17 protein-coding genes are annotated in these 16,650 nt (G+C 65.8%); 8 read left to right on the top strand and 9 right to left on the bottom strand.

The window, feature by feature from the left end; all coding sequences use genetic code 11:
* Positions 1–22 precede the first annotated feature (22 nt).
* Both panB and ACV7JP_RS03925 read right to left on the bottom strand, forming a co-directional pair.
* Positions 23–844, bottom strand: a complete 822-nt coding sequence (gene panB, locus ACV7JP_RS03930) for a 3-methyl-2-oxobutanoate hydroxymethyltransferase (RefSeq protein WP_457797941.1) — start codon at positions 842–844, stop codon at positions 23–25.
* Positions 845–921: 77 nt separating this feature from the next.
* Positions 922–1,056, bottom strand: a complete 135-nt coding sequence (locus ACV7JP_RS03925; protein WP_457797940.1) for a hypothetical protein — start codon at positions 1,054–1,056, stop codon at positions 922–924.
* Positions 1,057–1,539: 483 nt separating this feature from the next.
* On the opposite strand from ACV7JP_RS03925, the gene rpsF reads away from it, so the two are divergent.
* On the top strand, positions 1,540–1,968 hold the full coding sequence (gene rpsF / locus ACV7JP_RS03920; protein WP_457797939.1) for a 30S ribosomal protein S6: 429 nt from the start codon (positions 1,540–1,542) through the stop codon (positions 1,966–1,968).
* Complete coding sequence (gene rpsR / locus ACV7JP_RS03915; RefSeq protein ID WP_457797938.1) at positions 1,965–2,201, top strand: 30S ribosomal protein S18; 237 nt, start codon at positions 1,965–1,967, stop codon at positions 2,199–2,201. Before rpsF ends, rpsR begins: the two co-directional genes overlap by 4 nt.
* Before the next feature lie 192 nt (positions 2,202–2,393).
* On the opposite strand, the gene ACV7JP_RS03910 is transcribed toward rpsR, so the two are convergent.
* A complete protein-coding gene (locus ACV7JP_RS03910; protein WP_457797937.1) occupies positions 2,394–4,211 on the bottom strand; it encodes a glucan ABC transporter ATP-binding protein/ permease in 1,818 nt (605 codons plus the stop codon).
* 139 nt (positions 4,212–4,350) lie between these two features.
* Here ACV7JP_RS03910 and ACV7JP_RS03905 point away from each other — a divergent pair, with 139 nt between their 5' ends.
* Positions 4,351–6,330, top strand: coding sequence for a putative bifunctional diguanylate cyclase/phosphodiesterase (locus ACV7JP_RS03905; protein WP_457797936.1), 1,980 nt, complete (start codon positions 4,351–4,353; stop codon positions 6,328–6,330).
* A 36-nt stretch (positions 6,331–6,366) separates the two neighbouring features.
* Here the strand turns inward: ACV7JP_RS03905 and ACV7JP_RS03900 are convergent, their stop codons facing one another.
* The 5 genes from ACV7JP_RS03900 to ACV7JP_RS03880 all read right to left on the bottom strand — a co-directional run bounded on the left by ACV7JP_RS03900 (position 6,367) and on the right by ACV7JP_RS03880 (position 10,360).
* Entirely contained in the window at positions 6,367–6,669 is a 303-nt protein-coding gene (locus ACV7JP_RS03900) for an HPr family phosphocarrier protein (protein ID WP_457797935.1), read from the bottom strand.
* A 6-nt stretch (positions 6,670–6,675) separates the two neighbouring features.
* Positions 6,676–7,077: a PTS sugar transporter subunit IIA gene (locus tag ACV7JP_RS03895; RefSeq protein ID WP_457797934.1), complete on the bottom strand. Its 402-nt coding sequence runs from the start codon at positions 7,075–7,077 to the stop codon at positions 6,676–6,678.
* Positions 7,078–7,280: 203 nt separating this feature from the next.
* Positions 7,281–7,742 carry an HPr kinase/phosphorylase gene (locus ACV7JP_RS03890; protein ID WP_457797933.1) on the bottom strand — a complete coding sequence of 154 codons (462 nt, stop codon included), beginning with the start codon at positions 7,740–7,742 and terminating at the stop codon, positions 7,281–7,283.
* A complete protein-coding gene (locus ACV7JP_RS03885) occupies positions 7,739–9,553 on the bottom strand; it encodes a stimulus-sensing domain-containing protein (protein WP_457799027.1) in 1,815 nt (604 codons plus the stop codon). The genes ACV7JP_RS03890 and ACV7JP_RS03885 overlap by 4 nt, the downstream gene beginning before the upstream one ends.
* A 108-nt stretch (positions 9,554–9,661) precedes the next feature.
* The gene (locus ACV7JP_RS03880; RefSeq protein WP_457797932.1) at positions 9,662–10,360 is read right to left on the bottom strand and encodes a response regulator; all 699 of its coding nucleotides are present in this window, start codon (positions 10,358–10,360) and stop codon (positions 9,662–9,664) included.
* Between the two features lie 353 nt (positions 10,361–10,713).
* On the opposite strand from ACV7JP_RS03880, the gene ACV7JP_RS03875 reads away from it, so the two are divergent.
* Complete coding sequence (locus tag ACV7JP_RS03875; RefSeq protein WP_457797931.1) at positions 10,714–11,469, top strand: HugZ family pyridoxamine 5'-phosphate oxidase; 756 nt, start codon at positions 10,714–10,716, stop codon at positions 11,467–11,469.
* 63 nt (positions 11,470–11,532) lie between these two features.
* On the opposite strand, the gene ACV7JP_RS03870 is transcribed toward ACV7JP_RS03875, so the two are convergent.
* Positions 11,533–11,772 carry a YdcH family protein gene (locus ACV7JP_RS03870; protein WP_457797930.1) on the bottom strand — a complete coding sequence of 80 codons (240 nt, stop codon included), beginning with the start codon at positions 11,770–11,772 and terminating at the stop codon, positions 11,533–11,535.
* A gap of 521 nt (positions 11,773–12,293) precedes the next feature.
* On the opposite strand from ACV7JP_RS03870, the gene rpsL reads away from it, so the two are divergent.
* The 4 genes from rpsL to tuf all read left to right on the top strand — a co-directional run bounded on the left by rpsL (position 12,294) and on the right by tuf (position 16,591).
* Positions 12,294–12,665: a 30S ribosomal protein S12 gene (gene rpsL / locus ACV7JP_RS03865; protein ID WP_026015930.1), complete on the top strand. Its 372-nt coding sequence runs from the start codon at positions 12,294–12,296 to the stop codon at positions 12,663–12,665.
* A gap of 108 nt (positions 12,666–12,773) precedes the next feature.
* A complete protein-coding gene (rpsG, locus tag ACV7JP_RS03860) occupies positions 12,774–13,244 on the top strand; it encodes a 30S ribosomal protein S7 (RefSeq protein ID WP_165056196.1) in 471 nt (156 codons plus the stop codon).
* Between the two features lie 33 nt (positions 13,245–13,277).
* Positions 13,278–15,353, top strand: a complete 2,076-nt coding sequence (fusA, locus tag ACV7JP_RS03855) for an elongation factor G (protein ID WP_457797929.1) — start codon at positions 13,278–13,280, stop codon at positions 15,351–15,353.
* Between the two features lie 47 nt (positions 15,354–15,400).
* Positions 15,401–16,591 carry an elongation factor Tu gene (gene tuf / locus ACV7JP_RS03850; RefSeq protein ID WP_457796767.1) on the top strand — a complete coding sequence of 397 codons (1,191 nt, stop codon included), beginning with the start codon at positions 15,401–15,403 and terminating at the stop codon, positions 16,589–16,591.
* Positions 16,592–16,650: the final 59 nt, after the last annotated feature.

Below are 16,650 nucleotides of genomic sequence, written 5' to 3'. Positions count from 1 at the left end.
GTCAAGCGCGCGGGCTGCGTCATCAGCCGCGCGTCCGGACCCATGCCTCGAAGGCCGCGCGCTCGTCATCCGCCATATGAAAGGCGTGCTCCGGACCGGGAAAGTCGCCGGCGCGCACTTCCGTCGCATAAGCGAGAACCGCGTCGCGCAGCGCGGCGCCGACCCGCCCGTAACGGCGATTATGCTTGAAATCGCGCATCGTCAGGCCCGCGAGGTCGTTGACGACGAGCACCTGCCCGTCCGTCTCCGGCCCGGCGCCGATGCCGATCGTCGCCGACCGGATCGCGCGGGTGATGCGCCCCGCGAGCTCCTGCGGCACCAGCTCCAGCACGAGAAGCTTCTGCCCGGCGGCGTCGGCGGCCAGCGCGTCGTCATAGAGCCTGGCGGCGGCCGCGGCGGTCTTGCCCTGCCGGCGCTTGACGTCCTGATGCTGCGACTCGAGCCCGAGATGGCCGCAGACGTCGAAGCCTTCCGCGACGAGCGCCGCGACGACGTCGGGCTGGGCGCCTTCGAATTTCACGCAATCGGCGCCGGCGGCGCGCAGCGCGCGGGAGCTTTCGAGCGCCATTTCGGGCGTGTCATAGGTGGCGTAGGGCAGATCGCCGATGAGGTAGACGTCCGGCGCGCCCCGCCGCACCGCGGCGATGTGATGCGCCATGTCGGAAAGCGTCACCTCGCGCTCGTGGGAATAGCCGAGAATATTCACGCCGACGCTGTCGCCGACGATAATGGCGTCGACGCCGGCTTCCGCCTCGATGCGCGCGGTGGGCGCGTCATAGGCGGTGATCACGACGATCTTCTCGCCGCGGCGTTTCTTTTCGAGGAAGAGATCGGCTTGCGACATGCAAGGCTCCCGCTGTCGGTGGTCTTCCGCTCGCCCCTGTTTTCAGAACGGCGACGCGCGATGGGGGCGAATCCGCGTCAGCGCGCGGCGTCCTTGCAGGCATGCGGCTGGCCGGGAACGCGAATCTCCTGGAGCCCGCCGCATTTGTCGCAGCCCGAAAGCGCGAGCGAAAGGGCGAGGAGCGCCGTTGCGATCGCGATTTTGCCTTTCATGCCGCTCCCCTCGATCCCTTTGCGCGCGGACCATAGCCGCGCGCAAGGGCGCCGGCAAGGATCGGGGACCTTCAATCGTTCCGGGCGCCGGGGCAAGCGGATGAGGCCGGGCATGACCGAATCCCGCCCCTTTACGGCTACCGCTGCGCACATCTCGAAAGTCGCCGACGCCGTCATGGCCGGGCTCGTCCCGGCCATCCACGCCGCGCAACTTCGCAAATGCGCGACGGCGCGGGCGCATCCGCCCTTGCATCCTGGCCAAACCTGCGTATAAGGCGCGGATCGTGAGGTTCCCGGCCGGGGGCTGAACGGAAGCGCCGCGTCCTTAAGGATCGTTTAAGGACAGGCGAGGGGCCCGCCCCGTCTTCCCGTGTCTCCGCCTTCGAACTTTCCTTCTCGAGCCTTTCCCCGGAACCTTTGTTCCCAGAAGCGCTCGAAGGGCTTGGCGCCGGAACGGCTCGCGACAATGGAAAGGCGAAAATCATGGCTCTCTACGAGCATGTCTATCTCGCCCGTCAGGACATTTCTCCCCAGCAGGTGGAGGCTCTGACCGGGCAGTTCAAGAATGTCATCGCGTCGCTCGGCGGCACGGTCGGCAAGGTCGAATATTGGGGCGTCAAGTCCCTGGCCTACCGCATCAAGAAGAACCGCAAGGCGCATTTCACGCTCATCAACATCGACGCCCCGCCGGCCGCCATCGCCGAGCTGGAGCGCCAGCAGAGCATCAATGAGGACATTCTCCGCGTCCTGACGCTGCGCGTCGAGGAGCTGGAGGAAGGCCCGTCCGCGCAGCTCCGCAAGCGCGACGATGACGACCGCGGCGAGCGTCGCGGCCCCGGCGGCCCGCGCGGCGATCGTGGCGAGCGTCGCCCCCGTCGTGAAGAAGGCCGCACCGAAGGAGAAGCCGAATGAGCGCCGCGCCCCGTCGTCCCTTCTTCCGCCGCCGCAAGTCCTGCCCCTTCTCCGGCGCCAACGCCCCGAAGATCGACTATAAGGACACGCGCCTGCTCTCCCGCTACATCTCGGAGCGCGGCAAGATCGTGCCGTCCCGCATCACCGCCGTCTCGGCCAAGAAGCAGCGCGAACTGGCCCAGGCCATCAAGCGCGCCCGCTTCCTGGGCCTGCTGCCTTACGTGATCCGCTAAGAGATCGCTTTTGACCGACTTGCGGCCGCGCCCCGAAAGGGGCGCGGTTTTTTTATGTGCGCTTGAGCCTTTCCCTGGTCATGGCGCTTGTTCCCGCCGTCGCAGGCCCGTCATTGCGAGCGAAGCGAAGCAATCCAGGGGCGTCATCATGGCTCTGGATTGCTTCGCTACGCTCGCAATGACGGGGGCGGACTATCCCGCTCGCGCCTGCGGGGCCGTCGGCTCGTGCAGCCCTTCCAGCCCCGCCGTCGGCTGCGGCGGCTCGGTCATGAATTGCGCGGCGGCCAGCGTCGCGAAGCGGCCGCCCTTGGCGACCAGCGCTTCGAAGGAGCCGCTTTCGACGATCTCGCCCTGATCGAAGACGAGGATGGAGTCGGCGTTGCGCACGGTCGCGAGGCGGTGGGCGATGACGAAGGTGGTGCGCCCCCTGGTCGCCGCCTCCAGCGCCTTCTGGATCTGCTTCTCGGTCGTCGCGTCGAGCGCCGAGGTCGCCTCGTCGAAGACGAGGATCGGCGGGTTCTTCAGCAAGGCGCGGGCGATGGAGAGGCGCTGGCGCTCGCCGCCCGACAGCGAGCGGCCGCGCTCGCCGACGCGCGTGGCGCGCCCGTCGCTCTGGCGCGAGACGAACTCCGAAGCCTGCGCCAGTTCGAGCGCTTGCGCAATCTCCTCATCCGTCGCGTCCGGATTGCCGATGCGCAAATTCTCCTCGATCGTGCGCGCGAAGAGCATCGGCTCCTGGAAGACGACGCCGATGTTCCGGCGCAGCGACAGCAGCGTGAATTCGCGAATGTCGCACCCGTCGATCTTCACCGCGCCCTCGTCCGGATCGAAGACGCGATGCAGGAGGCCGAGCGTCGTCGACTTGCCGGAGCCGGTGGCGCCGACCAGCGCGATGGTCTGGCCGGGCTTGGCCGAGAAGCTGACATTCTTCACCGCCTTGCGGCGGGCGTCATAGGAGAAGGCGACGTTCTCGAAGGCGACGGCGCCGGCGAGGCGGCCCGCGTCGCGCGCGCCGGGCCGGTCGGCGACGGCGGCTTGCGTGTCGAGAACCTCGAAAAACTCGCCGATCTTCGCCGATTGCTGAAAGAGAATGTTAACGAAACCCACGACTTGCTCGAGCCGGCCGATGAGCATGGTCGCGAAATTGGTGAAGGTGACGATCTCGCCGATCGTCGCCATGCCGTTCAAGTGGAGCCAGGCCCCGAGCATGAAGATGCACAGAATGGTAAGAGTCGCCGAGGCGCGGCTCGCCACGGCGACGAGCGCCCACCAGGAGAGCACCGGCATTTGCGCGGCCAGCACCTCCTCAATGATGCGGCGAAGCGCCCGCGACTCGCTCTCGACCCGTGTAAAGCTCTGAACGACGGGGATATTTCCCAAAGCGTCGGAAGCGTGCTCGGCGAGCGAGGAATTGTGGCGCTCGACCTGGCCCTGCAAGGCCTCCGTGCGCCGGAGGACGTAGCTCGTCGTCAGGTAGAAGACGACGACGAGCGCCATCAAGAGGCCGCCGAGCCGCCAATTGAGGAAGAGCGTCGACGGCAGAAGAATGAAAAGCGCGACGAAGGAGGCGCAATTTTCGCGAAAGAAGGACAGCCACAGGCCGAACATGGCCCCGGAGCCGTCGAGCATCGTCTTAAGGAGGCGTCCGGAATGCACATTCGTATGGAATGTGAGGGGAAGATTAAGGACATGCTCGAAATATTCGGACACGACGGCGAGGCGGCGGCGATGCGCGAGCCGGTCGGCGTTCAGTCCCACGAGGATGGCGCCGCCGATCGAGAACAGGCCGAAACCCGCCCAGGCCAGGAGGAGCGGCAGCAAGTCGCCCCAGGTCAGCGTGTGGCCGGGGGCCTGCGCCTGCGTCATGCGGTCGATGATGCGGCCAAAGAGTAGAGGTTCGGCGAATTGCGCGATCGCGAGCGACAGATTTGCAGCCACCAGTATCATGGCGAGCCGCGCCTGCGGGCGCAACTGGCCGAGGACGCGCGCATAAATCTTGAGGACCGTCATCGTCTCGCCCGCTCTTTCGCCCCAGGAGGCGCTTACAGGCGCGGGTCGCGTCGCGCAAGAGCTTGGCTGAGGCGTTCGTTTCCGCAAAAGTTCGAGTCGCCGCCGCCGGCGCGGCGATTGGCGTCGAGAGGGATCGTCAATGCTTGATCCCTTCTGGCGGAACGCGCGATCCTGCGCCCGGCGGTTGCGGGAAATGCTCGTCTATCCGAAAGATCCCGTTCGGGCGGCGCGGCTTCAGGAAGAGCAGTTCGCCGCGCTGCGCCGCAATACGCCGGGCATGATGGCGGCGAATATCGGCAACGCGCTCGCGCTGCTGTCGACGCTCATCGACACGCCGCTCGGCGCGCGGGTCGCGATCTGGACCGATGCGCTGCTTTTTGTCTCGCTTTACATTTATCTCCGCGCGCGGCGGCGCGGCGCCGAACCCCGCCCGGCGGCGGCGGGCCCGTCCAGCATCGGGCGCCGCGCGGTGGTCAATGCGGCCGTTCTCGGCGCGCTTTGGGCGGCCGTGCCGCCGCTCTTCTTCCTCGAGGCCAGTCCGGGCGCGCGGCTCATGGTCATTTCGCTCACCGCCGGCATGTTGTTCGGCGGCGCCTTCGCCCTGGCCCGCGCGCCGCTCGCCGCCACGGTTTTCGCCGGCCCCATCGTGCTCACCGCGGCGGCGACCCTGATCGCGGGCGACGATCCAGACCTGACGCGCATCGCGGTGGTGCTCTGCATCTACACGCTCGTCCTTCTCCGCAGCGTCTATGTGGAGGCGGAGAGTTTTCGCGACCGGGCGCTGTCGCAGATGGACGCCGAGCGCGAGGCCCGCACCGACGCCCTCACCGGCCTGCCGAACCGCTTGGCCTTCACCGACGCCATCGAACGCGAGCTCGCGCGCGTCAGCCGCTATGGCGGAGGCTTCCTGCTGCTCTGCGTCGACGTCGACAATTTCAAGACCATCAACGATCGCTATGGCCATCCCGCCGGCGACGAATTGCTGACGCAGGCGGCGCGGCGCATGCGGGCTTCCTTGCGGGCCTCCAATCTCGTCGCCCGCCTGGGCGGCGACGAATTTGCGATCATCGCCGCCGAGGTGACGACGCAGGAGGCGGCCAGCGCCGTGGCGCGGCGCGTCGTCGCCTGTTTCGACGAACCTTTCACGCTGGAGGGGCGGGCGGTTCAGGGCGCGGCGAGCGTCGGCGGGGCGCTGGCCCCGCGCGACGGCAAGGATCAGCGCTCGCTTTTCAAAAGCGCCGACGTCGCCCTTTACCAAGCCAAACAGAATGGCGGCTGGCGACTTTTCGAGCGCGCGGGGGAAAATGAGTCGGCCGAGGCGCCGCTCACGGAGCGCCATTTGCGGCTGGCCTTGTCGGACGGCCAGCTTTCGCTCGTCTATCAGCCGATCCTGAACGTCGCGACGGGCGAGATCGCCGGCTTCGAAGCGCTGCCGCGCTGGAATCATCCGTCGCGCGGCCAGATTCCGCCGGGGGTCTTCCTCCCCCTCGCCGAAGAGACCGGCCTCATCCACGACATCGGCCTCTGGGCGGCCGAAGCCGCGAGCGCGGCCGCGGCGCGCTTTTCGGATCGATTCCGGGTCTGCGTCAACGTTTCGGCGCTCCAGCTTCGCCAACCCGACTATGCGCGGCGCCTGCTGGAGGCGATCGCGCGCGCGCAACTTCCACCGACCCGCCTGGAAATCGAGATCGCCGAAAAAGCCATGCACGGCGTCGATCAGGCGTCGGACGAGCAAGTGCGAAAACTGTCCGAAGCGGGCGTCGCAATGTCGCTCGACGATTTTGGGTCCGGCTTCGCCTCGCTCGCGCAGTTCTGCAAATTGCCGTTGAAACGGGTGAAGGTCGACGGCCTGCTGGTGCGCGAGGCCCCGACGCGAAAGGATTGCGCGGCGATCGTCACCGGCGTGGCGCGGATGGCGAAAGGCTTCCACATGGTCGTCGGCGCCGATGGCGTCGAGACGCGGGAACAGCTCGACTGGCTGCGCGAGAACGGCGTGGGCGAAGCGCAGGGCCGTTTCATCGCCGCGCCCATGCCGCTCGACAGGCTCGAGGCTTTCGTGGCCGCCTGGAGTCCGGCGCGGCTGACGAGCGCGCCGGCCTCGGTCAGGATGCGCGCCTAAAAGGCGCGGCGAGAGGTCGGAGCCGGGCGATCCTGCTTATTCGTCTTCGCCGAAGCGGTTGGCGACCAGCGCCTCGAGCGCGTCGAGCGCCTCCGCCGCCTGGGGGCCGGCCGCCGAGACCGTGATGGTCGAGCCCAATCCGGCGCCCAGCGTCAAGATGCCCATGATCGAACTGCCGCCCACGGTCTCGCCGTCCTTGGCGACCGTGACCTCGGCGTCGAACTTCTCGCAGCATTGCACGAACTTCGCCGTCGCGCGCGCGTGAAGCCCCTTTTTATTGATGATGGGAAAATCGCGGGAAACGGCGCTTTCGGCCGCCTGTTCTTGCGCGTCGGGCATAGAGGATCACTTCGGGTTCAGAACTCGGCTCGCGATATACACGTATTTTCGGCCGGCGTCCTGCGCCTGAAGCACCGCCTGCTCCAGCGTCGCCGTGTCGCGCACGGAAGCAAGCTTGATGAGCATGGGGAGGTTGACGCCGGCGAGAACTTCCACATTGCTCCCATTCATGACCGAAATCGCCAGATTGGAGGGCGTGCCGCCGAACATGTCGGTGAGAAGCACGACGCCCTCGCCGCTATCGGCCTTGTGTATCGCTTCGAGAATGTCGGCGCGGCGACGCTCCATGTCGTCCTCAGGACCGATGGAAATCGACACGAGCTGCTTTTGCGGGCCCACCACGTGTTCGAGCGCGGCGCGGAACTCCGTGGCGAGGTGGCCGTGGGTCACCAAGACCATTCCGATCATTCGACCCTACCACTCATGAAGACGTCTCGCGTTGCGCGATGCCAAGTGACGGTTGTTCTGCAAAACCCGCCGCGGCCTTTCGCCCCCAGCGGCAGCATATACAAGCGGAGCCGCCGCGCCCATCCCATTTTGCCTCGGCGCTCGTCAGGCGCGCCATTTTGTGCGTCGCCGCGAAATTGGCAAGCAAAAAGCGCGACCGAACCTCAAATTGTCGTAATTCCCTGAAGGAAAAAGATGATTCGTGCAACCGAGGCATTGCCGCAATCCGCCGCGAACAGGCGTGGCAGGATAATTCCGCGCACCGACGCCGATTTTTCGTCTTCTTCTGGGTGGCGCGGCGGCGTTTCTCCCGGCGCGCAGACGTCGACGACGGCGTGCAGGACGCAGGCGGGCTCGCATTCGACGCGGATCAGGCCGAGACCCCGCGCTTCGATCATGCCGGCAATGGCCGGGTGCGGCCGCGCCACGAGCCGTCCGCCGCGCGCTTCGACGCTGACGCGGTCGTCGCCGACGAGCCGCGCGAAATCGCCCCGCGCCTCGAAGCGCGAGATCAGGTCGAGGGTCAGCGCGCTTTTTCCGCTTCCCGGCGGACCCCGCAGCAGCAGGCCTTTTTCGCCGAGAACGAGGGCGTTGGCGTGGATATAGGACGAAGGCGCGCCGGTCATCGCGCCGCGGGGAGCCAGACGACGAAGCGCGCGCCCAGAACCTCGTCGCCGGGCGCCGGCTCGTCCGTGCCGTCGGGATGGGCCTGGGTGCGGTTCAAGGCGCGAATGCGGCCGCCATGCGCCTCGATGATCTGCCGGGAGATGGCGAGGCCCAGTCCGGAATTCTGTCCGAAGCCCTGCTCCGGGCGATCGGTGTAGAAGCGTTCGAAGACGCGTTCGAAGGCGCCTTCGGGAATGCCGGGACCGTCGTCGTCCACGATGATCTCATAGCCGTCGAGCGGCGTTCCCCCGGGACCCTTGGCGCGCTCCGGCCAGAGCAGGACCCGCACGCTGCCGCCCGGCTTCGAGAAGGAGCGGGCGTTGTCGATGAGATTGTTGAACACCTGGCCGAGCCGCGAATCGTGGCCCCGCACGCGCCAGCGCCTGCGCATCGGCTCGTTCGACGAGTGCCGAACCGTCATCTCGATGCTCACGCCGTCGCCGCGCTCCACGCTGCGCGCAATGCCCACCACGGTGATCAGCGCCTTGAAGAGATCGACGTCGCCCATGTCGGCGCGCGCAAGCTCCGCGTCGAGGCGCGAGGCGTCGGAAATGTCGCTGATCAGCCGGTCGAGCCGACCGACATCGTGCTTGATGATGGCGAGCAGGCGGTCGCGGGAGGCGTCGGTCTTCGCAATCGGCAGCGTCTCGACGGCGCTTCGCAGCGAGGTGAGCGGATTCTTCAGCTCATGCGCGACGTCGGCGGCGAAATGCTCGATGGCCTCGATGCGGTTGTAAAGCGCCGTCGTCATGTCGCGCAGCGCGGCGGAGAGATGGCCGATCTCGTCCGGCCGGTCGGAGAAGTCCGGGATCTCGTGGCGCGATTTGGCGCCCCGGCGCACGCGCTCGGCGGCTTCGGCGAGACGGCGCATGGGCTCGGTGATGGTGTTGGTGAAGAAGAGCGAGAGCAGCAGCATCACGCCGGCCGAGACGAGGAAGATGCGGATGATGCCCCAGCGTTCCTGGGCGATGACCGCGTCGATGTCGCCGCCCATGGTGGAGAGCAGCAGCGCGCCGCGCACCGAGCGGAAGCGCTGCACCGGCACGGCGACGGCGATGATGGTCTCGCCCTTGTCATTGGCGCGCACGACCGAATGCGCGCGTCCCTCCAGCGCGCTCGCGACTTCCGGATAGGTCTTGCCGTTCCCCATGCCGATATCCTCGTAGAGGGGCAATTCGGGTCGGCGGGTCAGACGGCGCAGAAGGTCGAGCGTCTTTTGGAGGAAGGAGGAGGCGTCGATCGTCGTCGTTCTGCCGGGGGAGGGCAGATCGAAGCGCAGAATGTTGGAGCGGCCCGAGACCGAACGCGAATCGAGCAGCAGATAGCCGTCGCGGTCATAGATGCGCGCGCGCAGCCGCGTCGGCGAGACGAGGCGCTTGAGCAGCGGTCCGACGCGCTCCGGATTGAGGGAGAACTCCATCGCAAGCTGGCCCTCGCCCGGCGTCGCGCTTTCGCCCGGCGCGAGCTTGAGAAGCTTTTCCGGGTCGATCGTGATGGCGTCGGTGTCGACGGTCGCGGAAGCCGCGACCGCGGCGGCGATGATCTCGCCCTGCGTCTGCAGGCTCTGCACGCGCGCGTCGATCAGGCCTTCGCGGAACTGGTTGAGATAGAGAAAGCCGCCGAGCAGCGCGACGAGGCCGCCGAGATTCAGGACCACGATGCGGCGCGTCAGCGACGAGGAGAGATGCGACTGAATCGCCCGCGAGAGGCGGCGCAGGCGGATGTTGACCGTGCGGGCGCGCCGCGCCGGCGGCCTTGCGGTCGTGTCCATTTGCCGAAAGGAGGCGGCGTCGAACGGGGCGGAGTCGCCCGGCTCTCCCGTTTCCTCCGCGAGGACGTCGCCGGTCTCGGATGCGCTCATGAAGCGTCCGCCCCGCCGCTACATTTCCTTGAAGCGGTAGCCGACGCCATAGAGCGTCTCGATCATCTCGAAATCGGGATCGACGACCTTGAACTTCTTGCGCAGCCGCTTGATGTGGCTGTCGATGGTGCGGTCGTCCACATAGACCTGATCGTCATAGGCGGCGTCCATCAGCGCGTTGCGGCTCTTCACCACGCCGGGGCGCTGCGCGAGCGATTGCAGGATCAGGAATTCGGTGACCGTCAGAACCACGGGGTCGCCGCGCCAGGTGCAGGTATGACGCTCGGGGTCCATCACCAGCGCGCCGCGCTCCAGCACCTTGGCCTCGGTCTCCTTCTGCGCCGCCGCCTCCTTGGGGTTGGCGCGGCGCAGGATCGCCTTCACGCGCTCGACGAGCAGGCGCTGGGAGAAGGGCTTATGGATGAAGTCGTCGGCGCCCATTTTGAGGCCGAAGAGCTCGTCGATCTCCTCGTCCTTGGAGGTGAGAAAAATCACCGGAAGGTCCGATTTCTGCCGCAGGCGGCGGAGAAGCTCCATGCCGTCCATGCGCGGCATCTTAATATCGAAGATCGCAAGATCCGGAGGATTGGCGCGCAGGCCGTCAAGCGCCTGGGCGCCGTCCGTATAGGTCTGCACGCGATAGCCCTCGCCCTCGAGCGCGATGGAGACCGAGGTCAGGATGTTGCGATCGTCGTCGACGAGAGCGATGGTCGGCATGATCGTCCTTTGCTTGTTGGCGGCGATAGACGCGTCTGGCGACTTGCGGAGCGCGGATCGCGCGCCCTCTGCGGCGCGGCGCTTTCCATCATCGCCCGGGACTTACGGGTTTCTGCCGACCCTGACTAAGCTCCCGATCTATCGCGGCTGAAATGTGGCCTACAAAGCGGCCAGATACGCCCGATGCGCATTGAAGAGGCGCCTGTGCTGATCCAGAGCAGATTCTCTTCGAAAGCGTCTGTCAACTTATCCGAAAGTGCGCCAGCTGCGACAGACTTACGCCTCTCTTATATACACGTTTGGCCGGCAAAGCGACCCCGGCGCCCTTTTGAGATAGAAATGCAGGCAAAATCATGACGATAGCTAAAGAAGACGGGCCCGTTCGGGATCCGCGTCAGGATCCTTCCTTCGATCCGGCGGGCGAATCCAAGCGCCTCTTGCGCAGCGTTCGAACCGCCACGCTCGCGACGCTGACCGAAGACGGAGCGCCCTTCGCGACCCTGACCGCCATCGCCACGGATCATGACGGGGCGCCGATCCTGCTTCTTTCCAGGCTCGCGCGCCACACTCGCAATCTTGAGCGGGACGGCCGCTGCTCGCTGCTGCTCCCGCAGGGCGGGCGGGGCGATCCCATGGCCCATCCCCGATTGACCCTCGTCGCCAAGGCGGCGCGCACGCAGAGCCCCGGCGTCCGCGCGCGCTTCCTCGCCCGCAATCCCAAGGCGCAGCTCTACGCCGATTTTCCGGACTTTTCCTTCTGGCGGGCCGAGATCGAGTCCGTGCATCTCAATGGCGGCTTTGCGCGGGCGGCCGATTTCGGGCCGCAGGCGCTGTTGACCGACGTGAGCGGCGCGGAATCACTCATCGCGGCGGAGGCGGACGTCATAGGCCATATGAACGCCGACCACGCCGACGCGCTGGCGCTTTACGCCGAGAAGCTCGCGGGCGCGAAGCCCGGCCAATGGCGGGCGAGCGGAATCGATCCGGAAGGGCTCGATCTGATCTGCGGCGACGAAACGGCGCGCGTCGCCTTCCCGACGCCGATCAAGGCCCCGGCGGAAGCGCGGGCGGTCCTGGTCGAGCTGGCGAAGCTCGCCCGGGAGAAATAGGCGGGCGCCGGATCGCTTCGCGCATCCGCGAAGCCGGCGAAGCGATCCAGCCGGCGAAGCGCCTCAGACCGTCGCGAGGAAGCCCGCGATCTCGTCCTTGAGCGTCAGACGCTTCTTCTTGAGGTCCTCGATCGTCGCGTCGTCCGCCGGCTCGACATTGGCCTCCATGCGATGAATCGTGCGGTTCAGCGTATGATATTCTTCGGCGATGCGCGCGAAGTGGGCGTTGCCGGCCTTCAGATTGTGAATCGCCTCGGCGTGTTCCGGGAATTCCTCGTGCAGCTCATGCGCGACATGGCTCATACCGATCTCCGAACCCTTGTTTCTCTTCTCAATGCGGCGTCTTCCGGCGCCGGCGACCGACACTATACCGCGCGCGCTGTCGCGGCGACGCTTTGAAATGCGGCCTTCCGTCGCGCTCGCGCCGGGCCGCTTCGCATCGGCGCCGGAAAGGTCTCTCGGCGCCAAAAATTAGCGTCATGTGAGCGAATCTTCGCTTGACGCGCCGGAAAGCCGCGATTAGGTTCCGCCCACTTTCGACAGGCCGTAAGTTCACGCCGTCGATGAGCGCCGAGCTCTCGATCCTTCGAACTTATACGCTGTCGCCTTGCCTGTGACCGCCAAGTAGGTTTGGTAATCATACGTCGCTTCGCGGCGACGGACAGGAAGGCACGATCCCGGGCGATCCGGGGTCCTCTGCGTCAGGAGCGCCTTGGCCTTGCGGCCATCGGCGCTTCGCTCGTTTGCGCGTCTTTGACGATGCGCGTGCGGGTTACCCCGAACATCCGCCATTCGCGTCTAAAAGCGAAGCGAAGGACTTTTTGATGCCGACGATCAGCCAGTTGATCCGCAAGCCGCGTCACCCGAAGACGTATCGCGAGAAGGCCCGCCATCTTGGCGCCTGCCCGCAGAAGCGCGGCGTGTGCACGCGCGTCTATACGACGACGCCGAAGAAGCCGAACTCGGCCCTTCGTAAGGTCGCCAAGGTGCGCCTGACCAATGGCTTCGAGGTGATCGGCTACATTCCGGGCGAAGGCCACAACCTTCAGGAGCACTCCGTGGTGATGATCCGCGGCGGCCGCGTGAAGGATCTTCCGGGCGTTCGCTATCACATTCTGCGCGGCGTGCTCGACACGCAGGGCGTCAAGGATCGCAAGCAGCGCCGTTCGAAATACGGCGCGAAGCGTCCGAAGTGATCGCCGCCTAGCGGCGATCATCCCCGGGTTCGGCCCGTGGATCGCAAACACTGCCAGCGGATGGCCGGGACGAGCCCGGCCATGACGAGGAAAAAGAGAGATTAGCTCATGTCGCGACGTCACCGGGCGGAGAAGCGCGAGGTTATCGAGGACGCCAAGTTTGGCGACATCGTTCTCGCGAAGTTCATGAACTCCATCATGTACGACGGCAAGAAGTCGGTCGCGGAAGCGATCGTCTATGGCGCGCTCGACCAGGTCGAGGCGAAGGCCAAGAGCGATCCGCTCGCCGTCTTCAAGCAGGCGCTGGACAATGTCGCGCCGGCGATCGAGGTGCGCTCCCGCCGCGTCGGCGGCGCCACCTATCAGGTGCCGGTCGAGGTGCGCAACGAGCGCCGTCAGGCGCTGGCGATCCGCTGGATCATCACCGCGGCCCGCGCCCGCAACGACAAGACCATGGTCGATCGTCTCTCGGCCGAATTGTTGGACGCGTCCAACAATCGCGGCGCCGCCGTGAAGAAGCGCGAAGACACGCATCGCATGGCGGAAGCCAATCGCGCCTTCTCGCATTACCGCTGGTAACGCGCAGCCGAAGCTCTCATCGAGGACATTCACATGGCCCGCTCGCATCCGATCGAGGACTACCGCAACTTCGGCATCATGGCGCATATTGACGCCGGCAAGACGACGACGACGGAGCGCATCCTCTATTACTCCGGCAAGAGCCACAAGATCGGCGAGGTGCATGAAGGCGCCGCGACGATGGACTGGATGGAGCAGGAGCAGGAGCGCGGCATCACGATCACCTCCGCCGCGACGACGACGTTCTGGAACGGCAAGCGCCTGAACATCATCGACACGCCCGGCCATGTCGACTTCACCATTGAGGTCGAGCGTTCGCTGCGCGTGCTCGACGGCGCGGTCTGCGTTCTCGACGGCAATCAGGGCGTCGAGCCGCAGACGGAAACCGTCTGGCGCCAGGCTGATAAATACAATGTTCCGCGCATCGTCTTCGTCAACAAGATGGACAAGATCGGCGCGGACTTCTTCCGCTGCGTCTCGGATATCTCGACGCGCGTCGGCGGCCGTCCGGTCTGCATGCAGCTCCCCATCGGCGCGGAGAACAACTTCAAGGGCGTGATCGACCTCGTCCGCATGAAGGCCGTCGTCTGGGAAGACGAGGGTCTCGGCGCGAAATATCACGACGAAGAGATTCCGGCGGACCTGCTGGACAAGGCCAAGGAATATCGCACCGCCCTCATCGAGGCGGCGGTCGAGATGGACGACGACGTCATGGCCGCCTATCTCGACGGTCAGGAGCCGGACGAGCAGACGCTGAAGAATCTCGTCCGCACGGCGGTCCGCAAGATCGCCTTCCATCCGGTGTTCTGCGGCTCGGCCTTCAAGAACAAGGGCGTGCAGCCGCTGCTCGACGCCGTCGTCGATCTGCTGCCCTCGCCGGTCGATCGCGAGGCGATCAAGGGCGTGGATATGGATACGGGCGAGGAGATGGTGCGCAACCCCTCCGACGCCGAGCCCTTCTCCATGCTCGCCTTCAAGATCATGGACGACCCCTTCGTCGGCACCATCACCTTCGCGCGCGTCTATTCGGGCAAGATCGAGTCGGGCACGACCGTTCTGAACTCCACGAAGGACAAGAAGGAGCGCATCGGCCGTATGCTGCTGATGCACGCCAACAACCGCGAGGACATTAAGGAAGCCTATGCGGGCGACATCGTCGCGCTCGCCGGCCTCAAGGAGACTCGCACCGGCGACACGCTCTGCGACCAGCAGAAGCCCGTCATTCTGGAGCGCATGGAGTTCCCCGATCCGGTCATCGAGATCGCGATCGAGCCGAAGTCCAAGGCGGACCAGGAGAAGCTCGGCGTCGCGCTGCAGAAGCTCGCCGCGGAGGATCCGTCCTTCCGCGTGACGACCGACCAGGAGAGCGGCCAGACCATCCTCAAGGGCATGGGCGAGCTGCATCTCGACATCAAGGTCGACATCCTCAAGCGCACCTATAAGGTCGACGCCAATATCGGCGCGCCGCAGGTCGCTTATCGCGAGCGTCTCGGCAAGCGCATCGAGATTGACTACACGCACAAGAAGCAGACCGGCGGCACCGGCCAGTTCGCGCGCGTGAAGATCATCTTCGAGCCGAACGAGCCGGGCGCGGGCAATCAGTTCGAGAGCCAGATCGTCGGCGGCGCCGTGCCGAAGGAATATGTCCCCGGCGTTCAGAAAGGCATCGATTCGGTGATGACCTCGGGCGTCCTCGCGGGCTTCCCGGTCGTCGACCTCAAGGCGACGCTCATCGACGGCGCCTTCCACGACGTCGACTCGTCGGTGCTGGCCTTCGAAATCGCGACCCGCGCGGCGACCCGCGAGGCGCTGACCAAGGGCGGCTCGGTCCTGCTTGAGCCGATCATGAAGGTCGAGGTGGTGACGCCGGAGGAATATACCGGCACCGTCATCGGCGATCTGAACTCGCGCCGCGGCCAGATTCAGGGCCAGGACATGCGCGCCAACGCCGTGGTGATCAACGCCATGGTGCCGCTGGCCAATATGTTCGGCTATGTGAACAATCTGCGCTCCGGCACGCAGGGCCGCGCCAGCTATACGATGCTCTTCGACCACTACGAACAGGTGCCCGAGGCCGAGTCGAAGAAGGTGCAGGCGAAATACGCCTGATCGTTCGACCGCTAGGGCAAACAGGAACTCTCTGAAGGAGAACGGCAATGGCCAAGGAAAAATTCTCTCGCACGAAGCCGCATTGCAACATTGGGACGATTGGGCACGTCGACCATGGCAAGACGTCTTTGACGGCGGCGATCACCAAGGTTCTTGCGGAGACGGGCGGGGCGACGTTCACGGCGTACGACCAGATCGACAAGGCGCCGGAGGAGAAGGCGCGCGGCATCACCATTTCGACGGCGCATGTCGAATATGAGACGCAGGACCGCCATTACGCGCATGTGGACTGCCCCGGCCACGCCGACTATGTGAAGAACATGATCACCGGCGCGGCGCAGATGGACGGCGCGATCCTGGTGGTTTCGGCGGCCGACGGCCCGATGCCGCAGACGCGCGAGCACATTCTGCTCGCGCGCCAGGTCGGCGTGCCGGCGCTGGTGGTGTTCCTCAACAAGGTCGACATGGTCGACGATCCGGAGCTGTTGGAGCTCGTCGAGCTCGAAGTGCGCGAGCTTTTGTCGAAATACGACTTCCCCGGCGACGACATTCCGATCGTGAAGGGCTCGGCGCTGTGCGCGCTGGAGAACAAGAACCCCGAGATCGGCCATGACGCGATCCTGAAGCTGATGGCGGAAGTCGATCGCTATATTCCGCAGCCGGAGCGTCCGAAGGACCAGCCCTTCCTGATGCCGGTGGAGGACGTGTTCTCGATTTCGGGCCGCGGCACGGTGGTGACGGGCCGCATCGAGCGCGGCGTGATCAAGGTGGGCGAGGAAGTCGAGATCGTCGGCATCCGTCCGACGACGAAGACGACGGTGACGGGCGTCGAGATGTTCCGCAAGCTTCTGGATCAGGGCGAGGCGGGCGACAATGTGGGCTGTCTGCTGCGCGGCACGAAGCGCGAGGAAGTGGAGCGCGGGCAGGTTCTGTGCAAGCCGGGCTCGGTGAAGCCGCACACCAAGTTCAAGGCCGAGGCCTATATCCTGACGAAGGAGGAGGGCGGCCGCCACACGCCGTTCTTCACGAACTATCGTCCGCAGTTCTATTTCCGCACGACGGACGTGACGGGCATCGTGACGCTGCCCGAGGGCGTCGAAATGGTGATGCCGGGCGACAATGTGACGATGGAAGTGAACCTGATCGTGCCGGTGGCGATGGAGGAGAAGCTGCGCTTCGCCATCCGCGAGGGCGGCCGCACCGTCGGCGCCGGCGTCGTCGCCAGCATCATCGAGTAAGAAGCGGATCTGGACCGCGGGTCTTTCGGCTCGCTCTTGTGAAAACGGCCGCGCGCGGA

The organism is Methylocystis sp. S23, assembly GCF_054106005.1.
Note: the sequence above shows the minus strand (reverse complement) of the source record. Positions and strands in the feature narration are given on the sequence as shown.

What these genes read in the sequence shown, in the direction of transcription:
- ACV7JP_RS03875 (WP_457797931.1), top strand. Translation starts at nt 10,714, where the DNA reads ATGACGATAGCTAAAGAAGACGGGCCCGTTCGGGATCCGCGTCAGGAT.
- fusA (WP_457797929.1), top strand. Translation starts at nt 13,278, where the DNA reads ATGGCCCGCTCGCATCCGATCGAGGACTACCGCAACTTCGGCATCATG.
- rpsL (WP_026015930.1), top strand. Translation starts at nt 12,294, where the DNA reads ATGCCGACGATCAGCCAGTTGATCCGCAAGCCGCGTCACCCGAAGACG.
- tuf (WP_457796767.1), top strand. Translation starts at nt 15,401, where the DNA reads ATGGCCAAGGAAAAATTCTCTCGCACGAAGCCGCATTGCAACATTGGG.
- panB (WP_457797941.1), bottom strand. Translation starts at nt 844, where the DNA reads ATGTCGCAAGCCGATCTCTTCCTCGAAAAGAAACGCCGCGGCGAGAAG.
- ACV7JP_RS03870 (WP_457797930.1), bottom strand. Translation starts at nt 11,772, where the DNA reads ATGAGCCATGTCGCGCATGAGCTGCACGAGGAATTCCCGGAACACGCC.
- ACV7JP_RS03925 (WP_457797940.1), bottom strand. Translation starts at nt 1,056, where the DNA reads ATGAAAGGCAAAATCGCGATCGCAACGGCGCTCCTCGCCCTTTCGCTC.
- ACV7JP_RS03895 (WP_457797934.1), bottom strand. Translation starts at nt 7,077, where the DNA reads ATGATCGGAATGGTCTTGGTGACCCACGGCCACCTCGCCACGGAGTTC.
- ACV7JP_RS03905 (WP_457797936.1), top strand. Translation starts at nt 4,351, where the DNA reads ATGCTTGATCCCTTCTGGCGGAACGCGCGATCCTGCGCCCGGCGGTTG.
- ACV7JP_RS03900 (WP_457797935.1), bottom strand. Translation starts at nt 6,669, where the DNA reads ATGCCCGACGCGCAAGAACAGGCGGCCGAAAGCGCCGTTTCCCGCGAT.
- ACV7JP_RS03880 (WP_457797932.1), bottom strand. Translation starts at nt 10,360, where the DNA reads ATGCCGACCATCGCTCTCGTCGACGACGATCGCAACATCCTGACCTCG.
- ACV7JP_RS03910 (WP_457797937.1), bottom strand. Translation starts at nt 4,211, where the DNA reads ATGACGGTCCTCAAGATTTATGCGCGCGTCCTCGGCCAGTTGCGCCCG.
- rpsG (WP_165056196.1), top strand. Translation starts at nt 12,774, where the DNA reads ATGTCGCGACGTCACCGGGCGGAGAAGCGCGAGGTTATCGAGGACGCC.
- rpsR (WP_457797938.1), top strand. Translation starts at nt 1,965, where the DNA reads ATGAGCGCCGCGCCCCGTCGTCCCTTCTTCCGCCGCCGCAAGTCCTGC.
- rpsF (WP_457797939.1), top strand. Translation starts at nt 1,540, where the DNA reads ATGGCTCTCTACGAGCATGTCTATCTCGCCCGTCAGGACATTTCTCCC.
- ACV7JP_RS03885 (WP_457799027.1), bottom strand. Translation starts at nt 9,553, where the DNA reads ATGGACACGACCGCAAGGCCGCCGGCGCGGCGCGCCCGCACGGTCAAC.
- ACV7JP_RS03890 (WP_457797933.1), bottom strand. Translation starts at nt 7,742, where the DNA reads ATGACCGGCGCGCCTTCGTCCTATATCCACGCCAACGCCCTCGTTCTC.